Genomic DNA, 23,264 nt, shown 5'->3' with positions numbered 1-23,264 from the left:
AAGACAACAGTTGCCATCGCAAAAGTAGCCGAGTGCGCGTTCAACACTCCTTAATTGCCGACACATGACATGGGGCAACACGGGAGCGCGAAGCATGCGTCTCGCAGGCATTTTAATTGTTGCCGTCGGCGCCGCCGGCCTGGCCACGTACGACCAGTATGACAAGCGGGTGAACTATCGGCGCGTCGATGCCCGCATCAGCGGCGTCAACGAGCAATGCTACATGGAAAAGGTCACGCGCGAAGGGATCACGAAGACGACGTCGACCTCCGACCTGCTGCGTTGCGAACTTGCTGAAGCCCTGACGCGCGAGCACCCGAAGTGGCAGGGTTACAGCGTAAAGCACAAGATCGAGATCAAGGTCGCCTACGTCTCGCCGGTGGATGGGGCTCCGCACACGTCAAGCCTGCAAATGTCCGCCTTCCCCAATGGCCGGCCGCTGCGCGCAGGGGAAATCTTTCCGATCCTGGCCTCCAAGACCAAGGCGGACAAGACGCGTTCGATCTGACCTGCACGGCGGCTCGGCAGGATCGGAGTTTCAATCATAGCCAGAAGCGCTTTTTTCGCTGCCTCGCGCGGGCGGACGGGCATATGATTTCCCGATCGCATCAGTGGAAGTGATTCACGGTTCCAGGACCAGCCCATGAGCCAGGCAGCATTCGCCACCCACGAAGTCTTCAACCAGTCACCGCCATTCCGGGACATCAACCTCTATGCAACCGACCGGCCGCTGGTCGAGGCGGTCGCCGCCAATGGCGGCGCTTCGGCCGAGGGGGAGTTGTCCGAATTCGGCAAGCATTGGGGCTCGGCGGCGATGGCCGAACGCGGCCGCATTGCCAACGAGAACACGCCGAAACTGCGCACCTTCGATGCCAAGGGCCATCGCCGCGACGAGGTCGAGTTTCATCCGGCCTATCACGAGTTGATGGCGTACAGCGCGCATGCCGGCATTCACAATTCGACGTGGACGGCCGGTGGCAAGCCTGCGGGCGCGGCGTCGGAGGTGATACGCGCGGCGAAATTCTACATGGCCGCGCAGGTCGAGACCGGGCATCTCTGCCCGATCACCATGACGCGGGCCGCCGTCGCCGCGCTGGCGGAGCAGCCCGACCTCTTGGCCAGGGTGATGCCGGTGCTCGGCATGCGGTCCTACGATCCAGCGCTCGCGCCATGGTGGACCAAGCGCGGCATGACGCTCGGCATGGGCATGACCGAGAAGCAGGGCGGCACCGACGTGCGCTCCAACATGACCTGGGCGGAGCACGATGGGAATGCTTACCGGATCACCGGGCATAAATGGTTCATGTCGGCGCCGATGTGCGACGCCTTCCTGGTGCTGGCACAGGCGGAAGAGGGCCTGAGCTGTTTCTTCATGCCGCGCTTTGAACCCGACGGGTCGATCAACGCCATCCACTTCCAGCGGCTGAAGGACAAGCTCGGCAACCGCTCGAATGCCTCGTCGGAAGTCGAGTTTCATGGCGCCTATGCCGAACGCGTCGGTGTGGAAGGCAAAGGCATCCGCACCATCATCCAGATGGTGCAGTTGACGCGGCAGGATTGCGCGATCGCATCTGCCGGCCTGATGCGGTCGGGGTTCGCACACGCGCTGCATCACGCGCGGCATCGCAGCGTGTTCCAGAAGCATCTCGCCGATCAGCCGCTGATGCAGGCGGTGCTGTCGGACATGGCGCTGCATGTCGAGGCTACGGTGGCGCTGGTGATGCGGTTGTGCCGGTCGTTCGACCGGGCGCCTGGTGACGCCAAGGAAGCCGCCTATATGCGGCTGCTGACGCCCGCGATCAAATACTGGGTCTGCAAGAGCGCGCCCGGATTTCTCTACGAGGCGATGGAATGCCTCGGCGGCAATGGATACGTGGAGGAGGGCATCCTGGCGCGGCATTACCGGGAGTCGCCGGTCAACGCGATCTGGGAAGGCTCCGGCAATGTGATGTGCCTCGACGTGCTGCGTGCGCTGTCGCGCGAGCCGGAAACGGCTTCCACAATCGTGCATGAACTGACCGGCGAGACGCTTGGATTGCCAGGCGCGGGCGAGGCGATCACCTTCATCGGCAAGGCGTTCCGCCGGCCGGACAGCGAGCGCGTGGCGCGGCTGGCGGTTGAAAGGCTGGCGCTGCTGGCGGCTGCGGCCGCGCTCAATGCCGTGTCGCCGCGGCATGCGGAATTGTTCGCAGCCACACGCCTTGCCGGGAATCACGCCGGAATGTACGGCGCAGTCGACTTGGCCACTAAGGATGTAAGCGGCCTCCTGGAGCGCGCGTTGCCTTGAAACCAACACCTGCCGTCATGGCCGGGCAACAGCGCGAAGTGCGTCTTCGCGCAGATGTCCCGGCCATCCACGTCTTGTGTCTCGGCGTAGAACTAAGACGTCGATGCCCGGCACAAGGCCGGGCATGACAAACTGAGAAAGTTGATGATGGACTCCCTCTCCACCGCAAATCCCGTTACGGCCCCGCCCAGGATCCCCGATCAGCAGCCACCCCGCGCCTGGAAATTCTGGGGCACCACGTTGTGGGGCCTGTTCATCTTCGCGGGGATGTTCCTCGGCCAACTCACAGTCATCATCTACTTCGTGCTGCGGCAGGGCGGATCGTTCGACATCGCCGAGGCAATCCGTGTCGTTGGCAGCGGCCTGACCATCTCGCTCTCGGTCATTCTCGGGTTACCCGCCGTGCTGCTGGCGACGTGGATCGCGATCCGCCCGACGCGGATATCCTTTACCGACTATCTGGCATTGCGCTGGACCTCATGGCGCAATTTCTTCACCGGCCTCGCCGCGCTGGTTATTCTCGTCGGCGGCTGGGACTTGCTGTCGCGCGCGCTCGGGCGCGAGGTGACGCCGGGCTTCATGGGCGATGTCCTGAAAACGGCGCAGGCCGATGGCGCGCTGTGGCTTTTGGTGATCGCGTTTTCCGTCGCCGCGCCGATGTGGGAAGAGATTTTTGCGCGCGGCTTTCTTTACCGCGGCTGGTCGGAATCGCGCCTCGGCGTCGCCGGCGCGATCTTCCTGTCGTCGCTGGCCTGGACCGCGCTGCATCTGCAGTACGACTGGTTCTTCTTCGGCGAGGTGTTCACCATCGGCGTGCTGCTCGGCTATCTCCGCTATCGCACCAGCTCGACCTGGCTCACGATCGTCCTGCACGGCATCAATAACCTGGCCGCGACGATCCAGACATTTTGGCTGGCCGGCTGATCGCCGACATAGTAGAAGTTCACTCCATTCGCGCCGTGAGGTTGTGACCAGGGTGATGCGGGACTCGCATGATAGAAACCGGTCGGTCTCGGTAGCGACACGAGTGCCCAGAACATGGGACTTCATGGAAACCACGTTTGTCGCGCTGGTCGCTTACGCGGTCTTCGGCCTGACAAGTTGGCTCACTCTCGTCGTGCTGGTGGCCACGCAGGATAGCGCGGCCCAGTTCCAAGCAACGTCAAGGGGGTGGGTTAGCGCCGCATCGATATTGGGGTGTGCATCGGCGATCGTCGTGCTCTGGATCGCCATCGGAATGGCGCGACGCGAGTTCTCTGAATACCTTGCCTTGAACTGGCCCACTCGCGACGAGGTCATGAGCGCTTTGATGATCACGATCCTTCTCTGGTTGGGTGAGATCGTCTTCAGGTCTCTGATTATTCCGACGCAGCCTTCGACGAGTCCCCATCTTCCGTTCAGTGGTATAGGTGAGTTGCTGATCTTGTTTGTTGCAGCCTGTGTCGCAGCGCCAATAGTGGAAGAGTTCACTTTCCGTGGTTTCATGTTTCGAGGTTGGTCTGAGTCGTTTCTCGGTCCGACCGCAACCATCGTGCTGACCGCAGTGATTTGGGGCGCAATGCACACCCAATACGATTGGTGGGGGCGCTGTTGGATCTTTGTGTCGGGTCTCGTCCTTGGCCACTTTCGCCGGCGTAGCAATTCAACGTGGCTGACGGTCATCGTTCACGCGGGCATGAACTTCTCTTTCTTTCTGACTATGCGATTCGCCTAGGGCGCCGCTGTCACCAGCGCGATCACGATCGGCATCGTCACCGCGGCCAGAATCGTCTGCAGCGTGATGATCTGCGCCAATAGCGGCGCGTCGCCGCCCATCTGCCGCGCCAGCACGTAGGCGGAGGACGAGGTGGGCACGGCCGAGCAGACAGCCACGATCACCAGGCTCGAGCCTGAGATGCCGAACCATAGCGCCAGCGCGACGCCAAGAACCGGCATCAGGACCAGCTTGAGAAACACCGCGATCGAGGCGGCCAGGCTCGGGCGGAACATACCTGCAAGCTGCAGGCCCGCGCCGGTGACGAGCAGGCCGATGCCGAGGGAGGAGCGGCCGAGCGCCTCGGCGACGTCGTGCCAGACTTGTGGCAGCGGCAGATGCGTGACATTCACCGCCAGCCCGATCGCGCAGGCCCAGATCAGAGGATTCGTCAGCACTGTCATCACGATCGCGCGGAGCGATTGCTTTTCCGGTGTAGCGTAGTGGGCCAGCACCGAGACGCTGAACACGTTCACAAGCGGAATGATCGCGACCATGGCGACGGAGGCCAGCGCCAGCCCGGTGTGGCCAAAGAGATTGCTGGCGACGGCGAGCGCGACATAAGTCTGCCAGCGCGTTGCGCCCTGGAAGATCGAGGTGAAGGCCGGCCCGTCGATGTTCCAGCGGGAGAAGAGGGGGCGCAGCGCCAGGCACAGGAGCGACATCACCAGCGCCGAGAGCATCAGCGCGCCGCCGACGCCGGCCACCGGCACGCTGGACAGATCGGCCTTCACCAGCGTCTGGATCAGCAGCGTCGGGAACAGCACGTAATAGGTCAGCCGCTCCAGCCCGTGCCATTGCGTGTCCAGCCGCATGAGCGTCCGCCGCAGGATGAAGCCGAGCACGATAAGGAGGAATACCGGCAGCAGCGCCGCAATGACGGCCGCCATTCCTTAAGCGTCCCCGCGCAGCTTCTTGAGCCGGTCCAGCGCGCCCTGCAGGATGAAGATCGCGGCATGCTCGTCGATCACCTCGGCGCGTCGGGCGCGGGAAACGTCCATGCCGATCAATTCGCGCTCGACGGCGGCGGTCGAGAGCCGCTCGTCCCACAGCGCAATGGCAAGCCCGGTGAGATTGGAAAAATTACGGGCGAAGGCGCGGGTCGATTGCGCGCGGGGGCCCTCACTGCCGTCCATGTTGATGGGCAGGCCGAGCACGAAGCCGACCGCGTTGCGCTCGCCCGATATCGCCAGTAGCCGCGCCGCGTCGGCCTTGAAGGCCTTGCGCTGAATGGTTTCGACGCCGGTCGCGAGCCGCCGGTCCGGATCTGATACGGCGACGCCGATGGTCTTGGTGCCGAGATCGAGACCGATCAGGGCGCCGCGCTCGGGCCAGTGCGCGACGGCATCGATCAATGGGAGGATGGGGGCGGGCATGCCCCCGCATAACACCCGCGCGGCATGCACGCAAAGCCGATCACGGCGTGGCGTCCATGCGAGAACGCCACATTACGCATCGCGGCGTTTCTTTTCGGCTTTCCTCTTGGCCTTCACGACATCAGCCTGGGCACGGTAGGCCCGCGCCATATTCTGGAAATTTTGAACGATCTCGACGTCTGAGGCGGACCGCGCCATGCGTTCGGCCTTGTCGGCTTGCTTTCGAAAGAACTTCGTTTCCTTCACCATCGCTTTGCCCGGCGCTCGAGGCGGCTGGTGGACCCGCTGCAGGGCGGGTCACGGTGCGGCAACTCGGAAGGTGCCGCACCGTTCCCTTGCAAAGGTCCTACCGGATCGCGACCGGGTTGATCATGCTCTGCACGCCGCCCTTGAAGCGCGGCTGGCCGAGCACGAACAGGAACTCATAGGCCTTGTCCTTGGCGAGTTCGGCCGTGTCGAGGTTTTCGAGGATGTAGGTCCCGTTCATCGGCAACAGGATCTGGTGCACCTCGAAAACGTTCTTGGTTTCGAACGGGACTGCTTCGACACCCCAGGTATCGGCGCCGACAGCGACCACGCCTTTGCCGGTGAGGTATTTGGCACCCTCGACGCCGAGGCCAGGTTCACCGGCGCCAAAGCGCTTGTCGTCCTTGCCGATCAGGCTGAGCCAGCCGGTGTGGAAGATCACGACGTCGCCCTGACGGATTTCGACGCCCTGCTTCTTGGCGACTTCCTCGATTTCCTTGACGTTGAAGGCGGTACCTTCCTTGACCACGTCGGTGTTGTAATGGGCCGCCATGTCGAGTAGCACGCCACGGGTCACCATCGGCGGGACCTTCTCGACGCCGAGCTTCTTCAACCCGGTCGGGTCGGCGAAATCGAGCAGCTTGTTGCCGTTGTAATAGACGTGCTCGACGCCGATGTGGCCGAGGCCGTCGAGCTGGCTGCCGACGCCGACCCAGCCCTCGATGATGTCGTCATTATACGTGGTCTTGCTAGGCCCAAGTCCGGGGATGCCGGCCTGGCCGGGCTGCACGATGGTGACCTTGAAGGCCCGCGGTGGGTAGGCGGGCGTCTTGGAGTCGACGGGGATACCGAGCGCGTAGGTCTTGCCGGTCTTGACCAGACCCGCGGCCTTCACGACGAGTTCGGGCTTCATGTAGTTGGCGGCGCCGATCTCGTCGTCCGGCCCCCATTTCGATTTCGTCCAGTCTTGCGCGCTTGCTGTTCCGACCGCACCCAACAAGGCAACAGAACAGCTCAATACGAACGCAATGCGCATCGCAGTCCCTCCCAGATTGACGTTATGGTTTTTGGTAGTTAGCGCCTCATACTAACGCAGTAGTGTGGGGCGGCCAGAAGTTTTTCAGATCGACCTGCGCGTTGCGATCGAGCGCCGCAACGCGGAAGGCGCGCTGCGCAAATTGCTTTGTTACAGAAATATGGCGCGAGTGTTTCGCTTGGCTGAACGAATGCGAGATGAGAAGGTGACAATGGATGCACTAAGCCTGTTCGGCCTGTTCGCGGTGACTGCGATGCTGGTGGCCTATGCGCTGGAAGATCGCAGCCATTGGTTCATCCTCGCCTTCGCCGCGGCCTGCGCGCTTGGTTCTGCCTACGGATTTTTGCAGGGCGCCTGGCCGTTCGGACTGGTCGAGGCCGTCTGGGCCGTTGTTGCGCTGCGGCGCTGGAACGTCAGGCGGCGGTTGATTGCATAGGCCGTCCGCGTCGGGAAATGCCGCTGCCTCGAAAAGCCTGCCATCAGTAGCACTGCAGAATCACCCGCACTTCCTCGAAGCGCCGGGCGCGCAAGGCGTCTCGATGGATCCAGACATAGAGGTTGCCGACATCGCCCCACATCATCCCGGCGCGATCGTCGGATGCGATTTGCAGGAGCAGCAGCCAGTTCGCCGCGTCGGATTTCAGCCGCTCGGCAGCCTTCGAATTCCACGCGCTGAGGTCGAGCCCGTTACTGACGAGCGCGCATTCGGTTTGCATGTCGCCCTGAATCTGGAGCGGGTACCCGCCGAAGCGGTGATCATGGCCATCCCGGGTGACCTCGTACCACCACGCATCTACGGTCTTCTCCGCCCTGGCTTTGATCTCGCAGGCATTCCATTCGGGGGAGCCGAAATAGGGAGGCCACATGCCGGCATGAAGCAGGCACCGCTGCGGCCGGAAGCCGGTGGTCTGCTTGTGAGCCGACAATTGAGCCGGCGGCGTTGTCCGCTTTAGCGAGTCGACCGGCGTCAAATCATGGATCAGCCGGGCACCGGTGATATCTGCCGGCCTATCGCCCGCGGGCCGATGGTCGGTGTCATAGAAAAGCAAAAGCCGTCCCTCGCGCGGGATGTCCTGATCGACGGGGCCCGTGGACCAGATATTGGCCAGGTCGACCTGAGCGATGAACTGGAGCGGCGCCGGCTCCGCGGTCCGCCTGACATCCTCGACCAGAAAATCGAAACTGAAGTTGCCGTAATCGACCTTTGCAGATTCGGTTGCGAAGATTTCGAACTCGCTTGATTGCAACAGCTTCCGGACCTCTTCGAGCGTCTCGGCCTGAAGCGCGGCCATGTCTTGCGGGTTGAGGAAGTCCACGCCCGCCTGCGCCACTTTCACTCGCTCCTCATGATCGGGATATGGAGGACGCCAGGGCCATGGCATCGTGGCCGGCAGGTCTGGCGTTCCCCCGACCTTGGTCGTGCCCAAAGCAATCTCGGCTTCGTCGTCGACCTCTGCGGTTTCGAGCCAGATGTACGGCTTCGACCTTGCCGCCAGCGCCATCGCGTCAGCGGCACGAACCCCCGCCGCGCGCAACGAGCCATCGATCTCGGCGGCGGTCTTGAATAGCGTTCGCATCGCGGTCTCACCCTGCCTCAGGAGATCGGTAGACGCGAGACCCGCGGATTCGGTTCGATCTGACGCAGCCGTTGCGCCGGCACTGGCATGTCAGGCGGCGATGACCTCGCCATGGCCGTTCAGGCAAGACACAAAGCCCTGCAGGGCGCTGTACCGATGGGCCGCGCGGCGGGTGATGAAGAGCGTCTCGGTGCGTGCCTGCGCCTGATTCAGCGCGTGAACGTTGACGGTGTCGTTCCGCCCGACCACGACGCGCGGCAGCAGCGTCACTCCCATGTCGGCGGCGACGCAGCCGATCATGCCGTCGAGCGTGCCGAGTTCAAACCGCGCGGAAGACGGCCAGCCGAATTCCGAAAACACCTGTTCGAGCCGCTGGCGGTAGGTGCATCCGGTGCGAAACACAAGCGCGGTTGGACCTGACCCCGGCGTGCCCGCGCGCAAGGCGCCGAGGCTCTGCCAGCGCCGGGCCGTGACCAGCACCAGCTCTTCGCGGAAGGCCACCGTCGCCTCGAGTTCGGCATGCTCGATGGGACCGGCGACGAATGCGCCGTCGAACGTGCCGTTGAGCACGCCGGCCACGAGTTCGGCCGTTGTCGATGTGCGCAGGCTCAGCTGCACCGCCGGAAAGCGGCGATGGAATTCGGCGAGCAACAAGGGCAGGCGCACCGCGGCTGTCGTTTCCATTGAACCGATCGAGAGCGGTCCCTTCGGCTCGCCGTCGTCGCGCGCGGCCAGCAGCGCCTCGCGCGACAGCGCCGCCATCCGCTCGGCATAGGGGAGCAGGCGGCGGCCGGCGCCGGTCAGCGTCATGCCGCGGCTGTGCCGCTCGAACAGCGCGGTGCCGATCTCGGCTTCCAGTGCCTTCACCCGTTGGGTGACGTTGGACTGTACGGTGTTGAGTTCGTCGGCGGCGCGGGTGATGCCGCCGAGCCGCGCGACGGTTGAAAAGGTCAGGAGGTCGCTCAATTCCATGGCGATGTCCGTTTCAATTTAGAGATTGCATCGTTCTTTAGTATTCATTTTTAGAGAATGATACTTCGCCTTAGTATGCCTGTCCAGATTACAGGGAGGGGACATGCCGATATCGACACCGTTGACCGCCCGTCTGGGCATCCAGCATCCGATCCTGTCGGCGCCGATGGACGTCATTGCGGGCGCGCGCCTGACCTCGGCGGTCAGCGCCGCCGGCGGTTTCGGCATTCTCGGCGGCGGCTATGGCGACAGGGCGTGGCTGGAGCAGGAGATGGCCAAGCTCGCCGGCGTTTCCGATCCCTTCGGCATCGGCTTCATCACCTGGAGCTTGGCGAAGCAGCCGGAGCTGCTGGACATCGCGCTCGAAGCTGGTCCGCGCGCGATCATGTTGTCGTTCGGCGATCCAAAGCCCTTTGCTTCACGCATCAAGTCGTCGGGTACGCTCCTGATTTGCCAGGTGCAGGACGAAGCGATGGCTCGGCAGGCCCTCGATGCAGGCGCCGACATCCTGATCGCACAGGGCACGGAAGCCGGAGGCCATGGCGCCTCGCGCACCACCCTCGATATCGTGCCGGCGATTGTCGATCTCGCGGCCGGGCGCGTGCCGGTCGCCGCTGCCGGCGGCATCGGCGATGGCCGCGGGCTGGCGGCGATGATGATGCTGGGCGCATCCGGCGTGCTGCTCGGCACGCGCTTCTATGCGAGCGCGGAATGTGATGGGCCGGAAGAGGCCAAGCAACGCATCTGCGCGGCATCGAACGGCAACAGCGTCCGCGGCATCATCTTCGATCTCTCGCGCAACAATGTCTGGCCGGCGCCGTTTACCGGCCGCTGCCTGATCAACGATCATGCGCGCCGCTGGATGGGACGCGAAGTCGAACTGATGCAGAACATCAAGACAGTCGCGGCCGACTATGCGGCGGCAAGGGCCGCGGGCAATTTCGACGTCGCCGCCGTCATAGCGGGTGAGGCAGTCGGGTTGATCCATGATATCCCGCCGGCCGCCGAGATCGTTGACAGGATCGTCAGCGAGGCCGAGCAGATACTCAGCGGTCGCCGCAACTCCGTTGCGGCCTGATCGACGCGTACCCTCAATTCATGCAAGCGAGAAAAACCATGTGGCCAGACCGCCGGATTATCGACCTCTTCAAGACCGAATTTCCGATCGTGCTGGCGCCGATGGCCGGCATCATGGACGCCGAACTTGTCATCGCGGCGGCGCAGGGCGGGGCGCTGGGGTCGCTGCCGTGTGCGATGATCACGGCCGAGAAAGCCCGCGAGCAGGTCAACATCATCCGCCAGCGCGTCTCCGCGCCGGTCAACATGAACTTCTTCTGCCACACGCCGGTCGATGCCGATCCTGCGCGCGAGGCCGGATGGAAGGCCAGACTCGGCTCCTACTACAAGGAATTGGGCATCGATCCCGCCGCGCCCATCACCGCCGCCAACCGCGCGCCGTTTGATGAGGCGATGTGCGCCGTGGTCGAGGAGTTGAAGCCGGAAGTGGTGAGCTTCCATTTCGGCCTGCCGGACGCTGCGCTGGTCAAGCGCGTCAAGGCGGCGGGCGCCATCGTGATGTCGTCGGCGACGATTGTGAAGGAAGCGATCTGGCTGGAGGAGCACGGCGCCGACGTCATCATCGCGCAAGGCGCGGAAGCGGGCGGCCATCGCGGCATGTTCCTGACCGACAACATCGCCCAGCAGCCCGGCACGTTTGCGCTGGTGCCACAGGTGGTCGATGCGGTGAAGGTGCCGGTCATCGCGGCCGGCGGCATCGCCGACGGGCGCGGCATTGCGGCGGCGTTCGCGCTCGGCGCATCCGGCGTGCAGATCGGCAGTGCCTATCTACGCTGTCCGGAATCCAAGGTGATCGGGCCTGTGCGCACGGCACTGGCACAGGCGCATGACGATTCCACCGTCATCACCAATGTCATGACCGGACGGCCCGCGCGCGGCGTCGCCAACCGCGTCATGCGCGAGGTCGGCCCGATCTCACCCGACGCGCCGGCATTCCCGCACGCTGCCACCGCGCTCGGGCCGCTGAAGGCGGCGGCCGAAAAGCTCGGCAAGGTCGACTTCACCAATCTCTGGGCCGGCCAGGCGGTGAGGATGGGCCGCGAGATGCCGGCGGCAGAACTGACCCGTTCGCTCGCGGGTGCTGCGCTGGCGCGGCTTGGCGCGTTGGGTGGATAGCGCAATGCTGGCTTCACGCCATCAAAACGCGTGGACCCAGGCCTCGGGGTAAAGCGCATAGGCGTTGCCGCGCCGCGCCAGCCGTGCGAACGCCGGGAAATGCAGATGCATGCCTGCGATCAGAACGCCATCGGCAGAGACGCGGTCGAACATTCGCTTTCGCGAGGCGGCCGCCGCCGCAAGATCGGTGTCGAACCCCATGCCGGCCTCGGGAAAGGCGGTTTGTACTTCCGGCACGTGCACAGTATCGCCCCAGATCATCAACTGATCCTGGCCAGAGGCGACCAGATAGGCGGTGTGACCCGGCGTATGCCCATGGCTCGGGATCGCGGTCACGCCTGGAAACACCTCGCCATCCCCAAATAGCCGCGTCCTGCTCTTGTAGGGCGCGACTTGCTCGCGGCCGGCCTGAAAAAACAGTTTTGCCGACCGCTCATCGGCCTTTGCCATTGCACCGTCGTCGAACCAGTGCGCCAGCTCGTTCTCGTGCATCACCAGTTCCGCATTCGGAAACAGAAGCTGCCCGTTCGACATGTCGACGAGACCTGCCGAATGATCCGGATGCATGTGAGTCAGCAGTACCGTGTCGATCGATTTCGGGTCGATGCCGGCAGCGGCGAGGTTGCGCTGAACGAAGCCGGCCGTGGGCTGCAGATAATTACCCGATCCGGTGTCGATGATCGCGGTGCGCCCCTTGGAGCGGATCAGGAAGGTGTTGACGCTGGTCCGCCGCGCCGGGCGGAACGCGTCGGTCAGGATCTGCTTCGCCTTGTCGAGATCGACATTGCGCATCACGTCGAGGGTGCCGTCGAGATAGCCGTCGCTGACGGCGGTGACGATGATATCGCCGATCTTGCGATGATAGATGCCGGGAATTTGCTGGGCCGGTTGTGCATTCATGTGGGAAGGCCTCGGGGCTTGGGGACGATCAGACGCTGACCGATTTCAGGAACTCATCGATGCAATCGAACAGCAGATCGGGGGTCTGCACCGCCATGTAGTGGCCGGTGCGGATTTCGGCGTAGCGGGCGCCGGGAATGGCCCTGGCCACGCCTTGCGCCAGCGCCGGCGGGCGTACGCGATCCAGGCTGCCGCCGATCACCAGCACCGGACACCTCAGCCGGGCGAGTTCGTCCTGCATCTCGGCTGCCGCCAGCATTCGCCAGATCGTCGCATAGCTCGAGGGATCGTTGCCGAGCCATCGGGTCCGGAAGCGCTCAAAGCGGGCGATGTCGCCGCGAAGCTCCGGGGCGTAGCCATTCAACATCGAATCCTCGACCGCGACTGCCATGCCTGCGGTCTCGATCTTCGCGAGGCGCTCCAGCGCCGGCGCGCGGCGTTCCGCCGCGATGCCGGTGGCCGGACTGCCGACCGCAACCGCACTCGTACGCTCCGGATAGCGGGCCGCAAAATGCAGGGCGATCGCGCCTCCGACGGCGATGCCGGCCAGCGCGACCTTGCCGGCGATCCCGAGTTGGTCGAGCAGGGCCGCGATGTCGCCGGCCATCGTATCGAGAGTGAGTTCACCGCGCACTTTCTGCGACAATCCGGCGCCGCGGGTGTCATAACGCAGGACGCGGCGCGATGTGGCGAATCTCGGCGCAACCTCGTCCCAGCTTTCGAGCGAGCCGCCCATCTCGTGAACCAGCACCAGCGTGCGATCACCGCCGCCGCTCAGTTCGCAACGCAGCGCGACACCATTGGCTTCGATGAAATCCATGCTGCGCCCCCGGTTCTTGTTCTTCTTGTTCGTCATCCGGCGAGCAATTGGCCGGTCAGCCCTGGTATCGGAAGTCTACGATACCGGAGACGGTATGAATCTCAAATCGTGAACGGAGCAGGGCGCAATGCTGGCTGTTGGCTGCTTGTAGGCAGGGTGCGGCATCGCCGCGCTGCCGCGTCACCTCACACTCCGGCCGAGGGGCGGCGGCTTTACGCCCGCCGAATGCCTGATTCTTCCTCGATTAGTGCGCCGGTTCGTCGCGCGGAACGTCCAGGTGCTCGGCGGCCAGCGAGCGGTAATGAGCGGCCATCTCCTTGTAGTGTTGCCTGGAAATGGGGTCGGTCGCGCTCTCGGCGCGGCGTTCGAACATTTCCGCCTTTTCCTGCAGGATTTTAGCCTGTTGGGACATGGCTCGGCCTCCCGTCAGTCAGGTTAAGCAGGCGAGGTAGACGATCGCGACGCCGAGGGCGGTCCCGATGGACCAGAGGGCAGGATCCCAGCTTTCCGACCCGGCGTTGTCATTTTCGACGGTCGACATGACACGGCCTCCCGATGTTCTGGCCGTGACTACATTCCTCGACTGTTTCAGGATGACTACGTAGGAACGTAAAATGGTTTCGTCAGGACGCTTTGCGCAGGAAATCGGCGCTTGGCGCTCAAAATCTTGTGCGTCGGGGCGGGGCGACTTTTTGATCCAAAAAGGGTGGTATTCGGCACCCGAAGGCCCGGCGGCCTGTTCCCGCGGTTGCGGCGCGAAAGCGGCCTCTGCTATACGGCGGATGCCAATTCCCCGTTTGAGGCCTATATTTATGTCCGTCGATGCCACCACCGTTCGCCGTATCGCGCACTTGGCGCGAATTGCGGTCACCGAGGCCGAGGTTCCCCATCTGCAGGGCGAACTGAACGCCATGCTTGCTTTCGTGGAGCAGCTTTCGGAAGTGAACGTCGACGGCGTCGAACCGATGACCTCGGTGACACCGATGGAAATGAAGAAGCGGCCCGATGTGGTCAATGATGGCGAAATTCCCGACGATATCGTCAGGAATGCGCCGGAGACGCAGAATCATTTCTTTTTGGTGCCCAAGGTCGTTGAGTAAAACCTCTTTGCGAGATCGGAAGTGCGATGTGTCTGCTCTGCGACGATGAAAAGGCCTACCAGGCCTACATGAACTATCTCGACGCGATGGAGCGGCAGGGCAAGGCCGCCGATCCCGACAAGGCGATGGACGCTGTCCTCGATCAGCTTGAGGCCAATGAAAGGACCAGGCCCAAGTCCAACGATCCCGCCAACGACAAGACGCTTTCTCCGTTCTTCTGCAGCCCGATCAATAAATGACCGACCTGACATCCCTGACGATCGCCGAGGCCCGCGAGGGCCTCGCGAACAAGTCTTTCACCTCGCTTGAACTGACGGATGCGCATCTCGCCGCGATCGAGGCGGCGCGTTCGCTCAATGCCTTCGTGCTGGAGACCCCGGAGAAGGCTCGCGACATGGCGCGCGCGATCGATGCGAAGATCGCCAAGGGCGAGGGCGGTCCCCTGGCCGGCATTCCGCTCGGCATCAAGGACCTGTTCTCAACCAGGGACGTGCGCACCACCGCGTGCTCAAAAATCCTCGGCAATTTCGTGCCGCCATACGAGTCGACCGTCACCTCGCAGCTCTGGCGCGACGGCGCGGTGATGCTCGGCAAGCTCAACAACGACGAATTCGCGATGGGCTCGGCGAACGAGACCTCGTGCTTCGGACCGGTGGTCAATCCGTGGCGGCGCGAGGGGTCCAACACCACGCTGGTACCGGGCGGCTCGTCCGGCGGGTCGGCGTCCGCGGTGGCGGCGCTGCTCTGCATGGGCGCGACCGCGACCGACACCGGCGGTTCGATCCGCCAGCCTGCGGCGTTCACCGCGACCGTCGGCGTCAAGCCGACCTATGGGCGCTGTTCGCGCTGGGGGATCGTGGCGTTCGCCTCCTCGCTCGACCAGGCGGGTCCCATTGCGCGCACCAATCGCGATGCTGCGATCCTGATGCGCTCGATGGCTGGACATGATCCGAAGGACAGCACGTCGGTCGACCGCGCGGTGCCAGACTACGAGGCCGCGATCGGAAAATCCGTCAAGGGCATGAAGATCGGCATTCCCAAGGAGTACCGCCTCGACGGCATGCCCACGGAAATCGAGAAGCTGTGGAGCGAGGGCGCGGCCTGGCTGAAGGCGGCCGGCGCCGAACTGGTGGACGTGTCGCTGCCGCACACCAAATACGCGCTGCCGGCCTATTACATCGTCGCGCCCGCGGAAGCCTCGTCCAACCTCGCGCGCTACGACGGCGTGCGCTACGGCTTGCGCGAGCAGGGGCGCAACATCACCGAAATGTACGAGAACACCCGCGCCGAGGGCTTTGGCGCGGAAGTGCGCCGACGCGTCATGATCGGCACCTATGTGCTCTCGGCCGGCTATTACGACGCGTATTACATCCGTGCGCAAAAGGTCCGCACGCTGATCAAGAAGGATTTTGAGGACTGTTTCGCCAAGGGCATCAACGCGATCCTGACGCCGGCGACGCCGTCGGCCGCCTTCGGCGTCGGCGAAAAGGCCGGCGCTGATCCGGTCGAGATGTATCTCAACGACATCTTCACGGTGACGGTGAACATGGCGGGACTGCCGGGCATCGCGGTGCCCGCCGGCAAGGACGCGCAGGGCCTGCCGCTCGGCCTGCAACTGATCGGTCGTCCCTTCGACGAAGAGACGCTGTTCTCGCTCGGTGAAGTCGTTGAGCAGGCGGCGGGCCGCTTCACGCCGCCGCGCTGGTGGTAGCGATGGCGGACTTCCGCGCCAGTCTCGCGGACACTGCTCCGGCGTCTGGCCTGGAACCGCCGCTGGCTGCGTTGTGGTGGGCCGCCAAGGGCGATTGGGAGCGCGCGCACAAGATCGTGCAGGATGAAGGCAGCGCCGACGCGGCCTGGGTGCATGCCTATCTGCACCGCGTCGAGGGCGATCTCGGCAATGCCGGCTACTGGTATCGTCAGGCCGGCCAGCCGGCAGCAAAGGATTCTCTGGAAGCCGAATGGGAGCGGATCGTGACCGCGCTGCTCGGGAGTGGAAAAGCATGAACGTGTCAGTCAAACCCGGAAAACTGATCAAGGGCCAGACCGGCGACTGGGAAGTCGTGATCGGAATGGAGATCCACGCCCAGGTCACGTCCAATGCAAAACTGTTCTCCGGCGCCTCCACCGCGTTCGGCGGCGAGCCGAACACCCAAGTCTCCCTCGTCGACGCCGCGATGCCGGGCATGCTGCCCGTGATCAACGAAGAATGTGTCCGCCAGGCGGTGCGCACCGGGCTTGGCCTGAATGCGAAGATCAACCTGCGCTCGGTGTTCGATCGCAAGAACTATTTCTATCCGGACCTGCCGCAGGGCTACCAGATCAGCCAGTACAAGTCGCCGATCGTGGGTGAGGGCGAGGTGATCGTCGAGCTCGAGGGCGGCAGGACCGCTACCATCGGCATCGAGCGGCTGCATCTGGAGCAGGACCCGGCAAAAATGTTGCACGACAAGTTGCCGTCGCAGTCCCTTATCGATCTCAACCGCGCCGGCGTCGCGCTGATGGAGATCGTCTCCAAGCCCGACATCCGCGATGCCGAGCAGGCCAAGGCCTATGTGACCAAGCTGCGCTCCATCCTGCGTTACCTCGGCACCTGCGATGGAGACATGGAGAAGGGTTCGCTGCGCGCCGATGTGAACGTTTCCGTGCGCAAGCCGGGCGGTCCGCTCGGCACCCGCTGCGAAATCAAGAACATGAACTCGATCAATTTCATCGGCCAGGCGATCGAATACGAGGCGCGGCGCCAGATCGAGATCATCGAGGATGGCGGTGTCATCGATCAGGAGACGCGCCTGTTCGACCCCAACAAGGGCGAGACGCGCTCGATGCGCTCCAAGGAAGAGGCGCACGATTATCGCTATTTCCCGGATCCCGACCTGCTGCCGCTCGAGTTAACGCAAGACTATGTCGACGAGCTGAAGGCGAAGCTGCCGGAATTGCCGGATCAGAAGAAGGCCCGCTTTATCGATAGCCTCGGCCTGTCGGCCTACGATGCCGGCGTGCTGGTAGCCGAGCGCGAGAGCGCGGTGTTCTACGAAACCGTGCTGGCGGGTCTTGCCGACAGGGCGCGCGACGGCAAGCTCGCCGCCAATTGGGTGATCAACGAGCTGTTCGGCCGCCTCAACAAGGAAGGCCATGACATCACGGACTCGCCGGTGTCGGCAGCGCAGTTGTCTGCGATCGTCGGCCTGATCGGCGAGGGCACGATCTCCGGCAAGATCGCCAAGGACCTGTTTGAGATCGTCTGGACCGAAGGCGGCGACCCGCGCGAGCTGGTCGAAAGCCGCGGCATGAAGCAGGTCACTGACTTGGGCGCGATCGAGAAGGTCGTCGACGACATCATCGCGGCCAATCCAGACAAGGTCGCGCAGGCGAAAGCCAAGCCGCAGCTCGCCGGCTGGTTCGTCGGCCAGGTGATGAAGCAATCGGGCGGCAAGGCCAATCCGCAAGCCGTCAACGATCTCCTGAAAGCGAAGCTCGGCATCTGAAGCGTCCCGTTACGGGACGACTCCGGCGTGATGACGCCATGATCGATGCGCGCTAACGTGCGTCGATCGTCCATCGCGATCTGAAATTCATCATCACGACCGACAGCGCAGTTGCGAATCGGTCTTCGCGATTCGCAAAAAAGTTCGGTTTTGGCGAGCGGCGATGAGACGCCAACGCTGTGACCATGAAAATTTTTTTATTGCCAAAGCTTGCGACTCAGAGTCCGTGCACACGACTTTTGGGCGGCATCAGTGAGTCGCGACGAACGCGCGCATGCATTGATCGTCACTTCAGTGAATCAAAGAAAGCGCTGCGGCACAGGCGCTTTCTGCAATATTTGCAAACACCGATGTCGGTCGTTGCGGCACTTTTTGCATCGACGCGCGCGTCCATCATTGTGTTGTCGAACGAAGTGCTTCGCGCGCTCTCTCGTCGCCGTGTCAACACTTCCTTAAGCGGGACGCTGTTTTTTTGAGTGCGTTGGTGTATTCGGGATGTAGTGCATCTCGATTCCCGAGTGCACGCAGCGACTAAGCCATCTCACTTACATTAGGAGGGCAACATGGCCAAGAAAGCTAAGAAGGCGAAGAAAGCGAAGAGCGCAGTGAAGAAGACTGCGAAGAAGACCCGCAAGGTCGCCAAGAAGAAGAAGTAAATTCGCTTCTTTGAAAATTGCCGGCGGCTTGATGCCGGCACGTCACTTGAGCCCCAGGACTAAACGCTGAAGGCTCCGGTCGACGAAAGAGGGTGTCGGCGAGACATCAGGTCAACGGCTGGATCGTATTTCGGAAAGAGCGTTCTTCAAACGAGGCCCGCTCTTTCAAAACCGGTCCGGCAGAAGAAACAGGTTTTCTTCGTTCGGTGCGGGTATCCTTAACTACCCGCAGTTTCACCGGGGCCAAAGCCCGGTATGAAATCTGGTCCTGACGTGTTCGCCGACGCCCTCGTTCCCTCGGGGCGCACTCGTCCCCTAAGGGGCGTACTCGGCCTCCGGAACGCCCGCTTTCGCCGGAGCGCTCCGACAGCCGCCGCACCAGGCGCGCAGCGCTAAAAGTCTCCCCGCTCATTATCGATCATCCGCAGGCGTCGATCGTCTCGGTTCCACCTGTCGCTCTAGGCATCACCCTCCGCCATTCGGTCGCCGGCGCGACGTGAACGTCCGTCGCGCGAGACGGGACCGGTTCGTCTGACGAATGATGACGCCGACCTTGCCGCAATGGTTATCGTTCTGCGAAACCGCAGGGTAAACCGAACTTCACGATTGGCAATTTCTCCCTGTGCCGCAGGCACTTCTGCGATTTCGCGTTCGGCGGCGCGCTGCGCGCGTTTACATCCCGTTCATCGCGAACCTTAAACTGCCCTTCAAATTTGATCGGCCATGATCATCCCAACAACAGACCGGAAAACGGCGTTGGAGATAACAGGCAGACTAACAGTGGACAGGGGCCGCGCTCGGGGGAGGGCGGCAACGATAAAAAGGGGAGCTGAGGATGTTTCAGGCGAACATTGATCTCGATACTGCAATTCCGGTGGAAGCCACCGCGATCCCGGATGTGCTGTTCGAGCGCGGTCTTTACTGGGCGAGCGGCCGTTCCGGCGTGGTCAATCTCGTCGCGGCTCACAAATGGTTCAATCTCGCCGCGCTGAAGGGGCGTGCTGACGCTATCTCGATGCGCCAAGAGGTCGCCGCGATGATGTCAGATGCCGAAATCGCCACCGCCCAGCGCGAAGCCCGCGCCTGGATGACCGCGCACTGAGGTTCGGAGCGGCCGGCGTCAGGCCGGCGGCTCTTCTTCGCCTTCTTGCCACTCCCGCAGGGGAGGGATCGTTGCCTCCGACGTGGCGCCAAGGGTTTCTGACCGGCTCGTTCGGATATGCGGGATCGGCCCAAGGTGACGTCTCGTCGCTTTCCTCGTTCTCTTCGAGCGCGTCGTCTTCGGACCCGCGCGCCCAAGCCAGTGCATCGGTCACGTCCTCGATGTACCTAGGTTGACCTCCGTGAACCGGTCGAGGTCATCGGACGCACGTTCGCCGCGTGCAAGATCCTCATCGAACTGACGGCGATCGATCCACTCCTCTGGAATGCGGTCTTCGCGGAAGGCCTTGTCAACCAGCGGCACCAGATCACGCAGGCCGATCGCTTGCAGCCAGCCTGCCAGGCCCGATCGCCGTCTTCTGCCGGCTTATCTTCAATGCTCCACGGGTGAACCCGTCCATCGAGCTGTCGGCCATCAATGCGAACAGCGCGTCGGTATCGCCATCGAACACACCGGTTTTCGATCACAGCATTGCCGAGCAGATCGTGCAGATCCGAAGAGGGAAGGCGCAACAAGCGCAGCAGCGACTGGCAGGCTTTGCTGTCGGGCGCACCGCCGAGGACATGGATCCCGCGGAACAGCCGCAGGCCTTCATCACCCGACAATATCTCGCCGTCCACCGGCGGCTCCAGCAGTCTTCGATCGGAGTGAGTCTGCGCGATCTGAACTTGTGCAAAGAAGCGCTTCTTGCCGACTTGAAATATACCGTTCGAGACTGCGAGCTGTTGCTTCATCGCTCCCCGCAACATGCGAGCGAAGAATCAAGCGCAAATACTTGCTTGTCGAGATGACGTGTCCTTGCTGATGGGACGCCACTCTACGCCGGAGATCGTCCGTCGATCCGATGTAGATGTCACCATTGCTCAGTTCGAGGAAGTAGCTGTACCACACGTGGCTACAGTTTCCCTGCGCTCCTGCGAAGCTTCGGGAGACACCTTACGCCCTGTCGCGCTCCGGGTGGTGGGGGGCGATCAGGGCCAGCCCGCCGTCGCCACTTCGCAGCTAGGGCGCGGCACCCGCCTTCGCTTGCGCTTCATCGCGGGCATGCCGCGCCGAAGCGGAAGCGAAGGCGGGTGGCGGAGCCGGAGGGATTCGAACCCTCGATAGGGCTTTACAACCCTATAACGGTTTAGCAAACCGCCGCCTTCAGCCACTCGGCCACAGCTCCATGAGCGCGGATATGCCTGACGCGAGGGCCAGCCGCAAGCGGCAGATTCAAATTACGCCGAGGCCATTTAGAGGCGCGGGCGCTTCGCGCTCCCGCGATGCTCTCGCAGCCCGCGTTCGAGGCGTCGTACTGCAGGAACACGGACACCGCGACGTCGGCACACGCGCCTTTGCGCGCTCATCGCAGCACGGCCTTCGTCGGACATTCTGGCGTGCCAGCTCCGATAATGCCTCGAAATGAAACATTCGTCGCGCGAACGTGATTCGACGCCGCTTGCCGGCGATTCGGCTCCCGTTGAGCGGATTTCGTAGCGCGATGCGCTAGTGCCAGGCCCGCTGCAATCTGCAAATGCATTTCGCCCCTGAAGGAAAGGCGCTTTTCGCCTGCGATGGCCGCGCTCAGCGTCGCTGACAGCGAGGTGCGGCAGCTTGAGCCTTCATAATCGACGCAAGTCAGGCGCCGCCTTCGGTTGCCGGCCCGGCGAAGGAGCTCCGCAGATGACTCTATATTATGTGTGTGATGTCGGCGGATGGAATCGGCGGGATCGCCGGTTCGATTCGATGCCTGCAAAGCGTTTCGGCGGGTGGAACGCGGTTGCTGCGGTGCCCACGACAGTTTTCGGATGTCAAATGGACTATTCGAAAATATGTAGCAGAACCAATTGCTTGCAAGAAAACCGCGATCACAAACACGTGTTATTTGTGCAACACCCTTCGGAAAAGGGACCAAGCCGCGGCGCTCGAAGCGGTTCCTTTGTTGCTTGTGCAGAAGTCCTCGGTAATTGTGATCGTGCGACGGAGGGGGGCATCCCGAGGTCGCCCCGTTTTAGATGGCTCGCTTCAGTCCCTCGCGTTCGTGCGGGTGTGTCCGAAGGCGCGAAGCGACTAAGCGGGTTTACGGGGACAAGGGAACCAGCCTTACGGGTGTTTCACCCGGCGGATCCGGAACCTTCCCTACAGAGCAACTTGGAGGTTTAGCATGAAGATGGTTAAGAGCCTTATTCTCGGCTCAGCGGCGGCGCTCGTCGCTATGGGCGGAGCACAGGCAGCCGATCTTCCCGTCAAGGCCAAAGCGGTCGAGTACGTGAGGATCTGCTCCCTATACGGCGCGGGGTTCTTCTATATCCCGGGCACTGATACCTGCATCAAGCTGGGTGGTTATCTGCGCGTTGACACCACGTTCAACGGCAACATCTATGGTGGTCCGTACTGGTCCGGCGATGGCGGCCAGGGCAATCGCTTCCGCGATTACTTCACGTCCCGTTCCCGTATGGCGCTGACGGTTGATACCCGTACCGCCACCGAATACGGCGTTGTCCGCACCTTCGGTCAGGCCGACTTCCAGTTCAACAATTTTGGCAATTCCAATCCGAACAATGCTTTTGCTTTCCCGGGCGGCGCTTCCAACGCGCTCAACGTCGCGGGCGGCGGCTATGTCGCGGTTGAAATGGTGTTCATCCAGTTCGCTGGTNTTCACCTTCGGTAAGTCGGNCTTCGGCCTACGCGACGCCTTGGAACGGCTATCCGGGCAACAACAACTCGTTCTTGATGGGTGGCCCGGACTACGTCACCGGCGTCAACAACATCCAGTACACCGCCCAGTTCGGTAACGGCGTGTCGGCCACCATCGGCCTCGATGATCCGACCGTGTTCAGCCGCACCTCGGTGCTCAACCTGGGCGTGGGCGCCACACCCGCAGCCCCAGTGTTTCAAGCGGTTGGTATCCAAGCTACGGCCGTCGGTGCCAACGCCTACGGCGGCACGCATGTTCCCGACATCGTCGGCAACGTCCGCGTTGATCAGGCTTGGGGTCTGTTCCAGATTGCGGGCGCATTGCACAACGTGACCGCTTCGTACAACTCCGTCAACGTTGGCGGCGCCCCGAACGCCTTCTCAGAAATCAGCGGCCACCCCGAAGACAAGTGGGGCGGAGCGGTGACGGCTGCCTTGCAGATCAAGAACATCCCGACCGGTGCGGGCGACGACCTCAAGTTCGACGCCACCTACGCCAAGGGTATGACGAAGGCCGTTGTCTCGACCTCCGGTGCTTCGCCGAGCTTCGCGATGTTCGGTGGCACGGGCCGTGCGGGTGCGTATCAGAGCATTGGCTTTGGCCAAACGTCTGATGCGGTTTTCCTGCCCGGGTTCCTTACCGGCGGGCTTACCGGCGACCTCAAGCTGACGGAAGCATGGGGTATCCGCGGTGCGTACAACCACAACTGGGATCCCTACTGGTCGACCAGCCTTTGGGGCAGCTATGGTCAGGTGCACTACAACGGTGACGCCCTCGACATCCTTTCCGCCAAGGGGCAGTTCTGCGCGAGCTTCAACTTCGGTAAGACGCTTTCGACAGACTATAGCTGCAACCCGGACTTCAACTTTGCCCAGGTTGGTGTGGTCACCCGTTGGACTCCCGTCAAGAACCTGACGTTCTCGGCTGAAGTCGGCGCGTTCTTCCTCGACCAGAAGTTCACGGGCGCTGCCACTCTGACGCCGGCGGCTCCCAAGCCGACCGCCATCTACGAGTTCCG

General features: G+C 62.9%; 23 protein-coding genes, 1 tRNA gene and 2 pseudogenes. 15 read left to right on the top strand and 11 right to left on the bottom strand.

Annotated features, from left to right (window positions below):
* Nucleotides 1-94: 94 nt before the first annotated feature.
* The 4 genes from CQ14_RS32050 (at nucleotide 95) to CQ14_RS32035 (ending at nucleotide 4,001) form a co-directional block, all read left to right on the top strand.
* The gene (locus CQ14_RS32050) at nucleotides 95-508 is read left to right on the top strand and encodes a hypothetical protein (protein ID WP_057861802.1); all 414 of its coding nucleotides are present in this window, start codon (nucleotides 95-97) and stop codon (nucleotides 506-508) included.
* 135 nt (nucleotides 509-643) lie between these two features.
* On the top strand, nucleotides 644-2,287 hold the full coding sequence (locus CQ14_RS32045) for an acyl-CoA dehydrogenase family protein (RefSeq protein ID WP_057861801.1): 1,644 nt from the start codon (nucleotides 644-646) through the stop codon (nucleotides 2,285-2,287).
* A 147-nt stretch (nucleotides 2,288-2,434) separates the two neighbouring features.
* Complete coding sequence (locus tag CQ14_RS32040) at nucleotides 2,435-3,211, top strand: CPBP family intramembrane glutamic endopeptidase (protein WP_057861812.1); 777 nt, start codon at nucleotides 2,435-2,437, stop codon at nucleotides 3,209-3,211.
* Between the two features lie 124 nt (nucleotides 3,212-3,335).
* Entirely contained in the window at nucleotides 3,336-4,001 is a 666-nt protein-coding gene (locus tag CQ14_RS32035) for a CPBP family intramembrane glutamic endopeptidase (RefSeq protein ID WP_057861800.1), read from the top strand.
* On the opposite strand, the gene CQ14_RS32030 is transcribed toward CQ14_RS32035, so the two are convergent.
* From CQ14_RS32030 to CQ14_RS32020, 3 genes are all read right to left on the bottom strand, one after another.
* Entirely contained in the window at nucleotides 3,998-4,930 is a 933-nt protein-coding gene (locus tag CQ14_RS32030; RefSeq protein WP_057861799.1) for an AEC family transporter, read from the bottom strand. The two genes, CQ14_RS32035 and CQ14_RS32030, sit on opposite strands and share 4 nt — an antisense overlap.
* A 3-nt stretch (nucleotides 4,931-4,933) precedes the next feature.
* The gene (ruvX, locus tag CQ14_RS32025; protein ID WP_057861798.1) at nucleotides 4,934-5,416 is read right to left on the bottom strand and encodes a Holliday junction resolvase RuvX; all 483 of its coding nucleotides are present in this window, start codon (nucleotides 5,414-5,416) and stop codon (nucleotides 4,934-4,936) included.
* Nucleotides 5,417-5,762: 346 nt separating this feature from the next.
* Complete coding sequence (locus CQ14_RS32020) at nucleotides 5,763-6,698, bottom strand: cyclase family protein (RefSeq protein ID WP_057861797.1); 936 nt, start codon at nucleotides 6,696-6,698, stop codon at nucleotides 5,763-5,765.
* 211 nt (nucleotides 6,699-6,909) lie between these two features.
* Between CQ14_RS32020 and CQ14_RS32015 the strand changes: the two genes are divergently transcribed.
* The gene (locus CQ14_RS32015) at nucleotides 6,910-7,134 is read left to right on the top strand and encodes a hypothetical protein (RefSeq protein WP_057861811.1); all 225 of its coding nucleotides are present in this window, start codon (nucleotides 6,910-6,912) and stop codon (nucleotides 7,132-7,134) included.
* A gap of 43 nt (nucleotides 7,135-7,177) precedes the next feature.
* On the opposite strand, the gene CQ14_RS32010 is transcribed toward CQ14_RS32015, so the two are convergent.
* Together CQ14_RS32010 and CQ14_RS32005 are read right to left on the bottom strand one after the other, a co-directional pair.
* On the bottom strand, nucleotides 7,178-8,275 hold the full coding sequence (locus CQ14_RS32010; protein ID WP_057861796.1) for a DUF1963 domain-containing protein: 1,098 nt from the start codon (nucleotides 8,273-8,275) through the stop codon (nucleotides 7,178-7,180).
* 90 nt (nucleotides 8,276-8,365) lie between these two features.
* Nucleotides 8,366-9,247, bottom strand: a complete 882-nt coding sequence (locus CQ14_RS32005) for a LysR family transcriptional regulator (protein WP_057861795.1) — start codon at nucleotides 9,245-9,247, stop codon at nucleotides 8,366-8,368.
* 103 nt (nucleotides 9,248-9,350) lie between these two features.
* On the opposite strand from CQ14_RS32005, the gene CQ14_RS32000 reads away from it, so the two are divergent.
* Entirely contained in the window at nucleotides 9,351-10,325 is a 975-nt protein-coding gene (locus CQ14_RS32000) for an NAD(P)H-dependent flavin oxidoreductase (RefSeq protein WP_057861794.1), read from the top strand.
* A 38-nt stretch (nucleotides 10,326-10,363) separates the two neighbouring features.
* Complete coding sequence (locus CQ14_RS31995; protein ID WP_057861793.1) at nucleotides 10,364-11,440, top strand: NAD(P)H-dependent flavin oxidoreductase; 1,077 nt, start codon at nucleotides 10,364-10,366, stop codon at nucleotides 11,438-11,440.
* Between the two features lie 21 nt (nucleotides 11,441-11,461).
* Here the strand turns inward: CQ14_RS31995 and CQ14_RS31990 are convergent, their stop codons facing one another.
* The 3 genes from CQ14_RS31990 to CQ14_RS44045 form a co-directional block, all read right to left on the bottom strand.
* The gene (locus CQ14_RS31990; RefSeq protein ID WP_057861792.1) at nucleotides 11,462-12,340 is read right to left on the bottom strand and encodes an MBL fold metallo-hydrolase; all 879 of its coding nucleotides are present in this window, start codon (nucleotides 12,338-12,340) and stop codon (nucleotides 11,462-11,464) included.
* 28 nt (nucleotides 12,341-12,368) lie between these two features.
* Entirely contained in the window at nucleotides 12,369-13,160 is a 792-nt protein-coding gene (locus CQ14_RS31985) for an alpha/beta fold hydrolase (RefSeq protein ID WP_199805663.1), read from the bottom strand.
* Between the two features lie 244 nt (nucleotides 13,161-13,404).
* The gene (locus CQ14_RS44045) at nucleotides 13,405-13,572 is read right to left on the bottom strand and encodes a hypothetical protein (protein ID WP_156435660.1); all 168 of its coding nucleotides are present in this window, start codon (nucleotides 13,570-13,572) and stop codon (nucleotides 13,405-13,407) included.
* A gap of 400 nt (nucleotides 13,573-13,972) precedes the next feature.
* Here CQ14_RS44045 and gatC point away from each other — a divergent pair, with 400 nt between their 5' ends.
* From gatC to CQ14_RS31955, 6 genes are all read left to right on the top strand, one after another.
* Complete coding sequence (gatC, locus tag CQ14_RS31980) at nucleotides 13,973-14,260, top strand: Asp-tRNA(Asn)/Glu-tRNA(Gln) amidotransferase subunit GatC (RefSeq protein ID WP_057861790.1); 288 nt, start codon at nucleotides 13,973-13,975, stop codon at nucleotides 14,258-14,260.
* A 26-nt stretch (nucleotides 14,261-14,286) separates the two neighbouring features.
* The gene (locus CQ14_RS31975) at nucleotides 14,287-14,499 is read left to right on the top strand and encodes a hypothetical protein (RefSeq protein WP_057836657.1); all 213 of its coding nucleotides are present in this window, start codon (nucleotides 14,287-14,289) and stop codon (nucleotides 14,497-14,499) included.
* Nucleotides 14,496-15,971: an Asp-tRNA(Asn)/Glu-tRNA(Gln) amidotransferase subunit GatA gene (gene gatA / locus CQ14_RS31970; protein WP_057861789.1), complete on the top strand. Its 1,476-nt coding sequence runs from the start codon at nucleotides 14,496-14,498 to the stop codon at nucleotides 15,969-15,971. The genes CQ14_RS31975 and gatA overlap by 4 nt, the downstream gene beginning before the upstream one ends.
* A 2-nt stretch (nucleotides 15,972-15,973) precedes the next feature.
* Nucleotides 15,974-16,267, top strand: a complete 294-nt coding sequence (locus CQ14_RS31965; RefSeq protein WP_057861788.1) for a hypothetical protein — start codon at nucleotides 15,974-15,976, stop codon at nucleotides 16,265-16,267.
* The gene (gene gatB, locus CQ14_RS31960) at nucleotides 16,264-17,748 is read left to right on the top strand and encodes an Asp-tRNA(Asn)/Glu-tRNA(Gln) amidotransferase subunit GatB (protein ID WP_057861787.1); all 1,485 of its coding nucleotides are present in this window, start codon (nucleotides 16,264-16,266) and stop codon (nucleotides 17,746-17,748) included. The genes CQ14_RS31965 and gatB overlap by 4 nt, the downstream gene beginning before the upstream one ends.
* A gap of 1,491 nt (nucleotides 17,749-19,239) precedes the next feature.
* Nucleotides 19,240-19,506, top strand: coding sequence for a hypothetical protein (locus tag CQ14_RS31955; protein ID WP_057861786.1), 267 nt, complete (start codon nucleotides 19,240-19,242; stop codon nucleotides 19,504-19,506).
* Nucleotides 19,507-19,733: 227 nt separating this feature from the next.
* Here the strand turns inward: CQ14_RS31955 and CQ14_RS44040 are convergent, their stop codons facing one another.
* From CQ14_RS44040 to CQ14_RS31945, 3 genes and pseudogenes are all read right to left on the bottom strand, one after another.
* On the bottom strand, nucleotides 19,734-20,300 hold the full coding sequence (locus CQ14_RS44040) for a hypothetical protein (RefSeq protein WP_245320683.1): 567 nt from the start codon (nucleotides 20,298-20,300) through the stop codon (nucleotides 19,734-19,736).
* Nucleotides 20,301-20,322: 22 nt separating this feature from the next.
* Nucleotides 20,323-20,457: pseudogene (locus CQ14_RS47090) on the bottom strand (GIY-YIG nuclease family protein); the annotation flags it as partial.
* Between the two features lie 183 nt (nucleotides 20,458-20,640).
* Nucleotides 20,641-20,734, bottom strand: a tRNA-Ser gene (locus tag CQ14_RS31945).
* A 978-nt stretch (nucleotides 20,735-21,712) separates the two neighbouring features.
* Between CQ14_RS31945 and CQ14_RS44035 the strand changes: the two are divergent.
* Nucleotides 21,713-22,204: pseudogene (locus CQ14_RS44035) on the top strand (porin); the annotation flags it as partial.
* 77 nt (nucleotides 22,205-22,281) lie between these two features.
* Nucleotides 22,282-23,264, top strand: a 983-nt coding sequence (locus tag CQ14_RS44030) for a porin (protein WP_283807298.1), incomplete at its 3' end; no start/stop codon positions are given.

It is taken from the genome of Bradyrhizobium lablabi, assembly GCF_001440475.1.
GTDB classification, from domain to species: domain Bacteria; phylum Pseudomonadota; class Alphaproteobacteria; order Rhizobiales; family Xanthobacteraceae; genus Bradyrhizobium; species Bradyrhizobium lablabi.
The sequence above is the reverse complement of the archived record's forward strand: the minus strand, read 5'-3'. Positions and strand labels throughout refer to the sequence as shown.

Coding starts and splice junctions, on each gene's coding strand:
- CQ14_RS32050 (WP_057861802.1), top strand. CDS start 95: ATGCGTCTCGCAGGCATTTTAATTGTTGCCGTCGGCGCCGCCGGCCTG.
- CQ14_RS32045 (WP_057861801.1), top strand. CDS start 644: ATGAGCCAGGCAGCATTCGCCACCCACGAAGTCTTCAACCAGTCACCG.
- CQ14_RS32040 (WP_057861812.1), top strand. CDS start 2,435: ATGGACTCCCTCTCCACCGCAAATCCCGTTACGGCCCCGCCCAGGATC.
- CQ14_RS32035 (WP_057861800.1), top strand. CDS start 3,336: ATGGAAACCACGTTTGTCGCGCTGGTCGCTTACGCGGTCTTCGGCCTG.
- CQ14_RS32030 (WP_057861799.1), bottom strand. CDS start 4,930: ATGGCGGCCGTCATTGCGGCGCTGCTGCCGGTATTCCTCCTTATCGTG.
- ruvX (WP_057861798.1), bottom strand. CDS start 5,416: ATGCCCGCCCCCATCCTCCCATTGATCGATGCCGTCGCGCACTGGCCC.
- CQ14_RS32020 (WP_057861797.1), bottom strand. CDS start 6,698: ATGCGCATTGCGTTCGTATTGAGCTGTTCTGTTGCCTTGTTGGGTGCG.
- CQ14_RS32015 (WP_057861811.1), top strand. CDS start 6,910: ATGGATGCACTAAGCCTGTTCGGCCTGTTCGCGGTGACTGCGATGCTG.
- CQ14_RS32010 (WP_057861796.1), bottom strand. CDS start 8,275: ATGCGAACGCTATTCAAGACCGCCGCCGAGATCGATGGCTCGTTGCGC.
- CQ14_RS32005 (WP_057861795.1), bottom strand. CDS start 9,247: ATGGAATTGAGCGACCTCCTGACCTTTTCAACCGTCGCGCGGCTCGGC.
- CQ14_RS32000 (WP_057861794.1), top strand. CDS start 9,351: ATGCCGATATCGACACCGTTGACCGCCCGTCTGGGCATCCAGCATCCG.
- CQ14_RS31995 (WP_057861793.1), top strand. CDS start 10,364: ATGTGGCCAGACCGCCGGATTATCGACCTCTTCAAGACCGAATTTCCG.
- CQ14_RS31990 (WP_057861792.1), bottom strand. CDS start 12,340: ATGAATGCACAACCGGCCCAGCAAATTCCCGGCATCTATCATCGCAAG.
- CQ14_RS31985 (WP_199805663.1), bottom strand. CDS start 13,160: ATGGATTTCATCGAAGCCAATGGTGTCGCGCTGCGTTGCGAACTGAGC.
- CQ14_RS44045 (WP_156435660.1), bottom strand. CDS start 13,572: ATGTCCCAACAGGCTAAAATCCTGCAGGAAAAGGCGGAAATGTTCGAA.
- gatC (WP_057861790.1), top strand. CDS start 13,973: ATGTCCGTCGATGCCACCACCGTTCGCCGTATCGCGCACTTGGCGCGA.
- CQ14_RS31975 (WP_057836657.1), top strand. CDS start 14,287: ATGTGTCTGCTCTGCGACGATGAAAAGGCCTACCAGGCCTACATGAAC.
- gatA (WP_057861789.1), top strand. CDS start 14,496: ATGACCGACCTGACATCCCTGACGATCGCCGAGGCCCGCGAGGGCCTC.
- CQ14_RS31965 (WP_057861788.1), top strand. CDS start 15,974: ATGGCGGACTTCCGCGCCAGTCTCGCGGACACTGCTCCGGCGTCTGGC.
- gatB (WP_057861787.1), top strand. CDS start 16,264: ATGAACGTGTCAGTCAAACCCGGAAAACTGATCAAGGGCCAGACCGGC.
- CQ14_RS31955 (WP_057861786.1), top strand. CDS start 19,240: ATGTTTCAGGCGAACATTGATCTCGATACTGCAATTCCGGTGGAAGCC.
- CQ14_RS44040 (WP_245320683.1), bottom strand. CDS start 20,300: ATGAAGCAACAGCTCGCAGTCTCGAACGGTATATTTCAAGTCGGCAAG.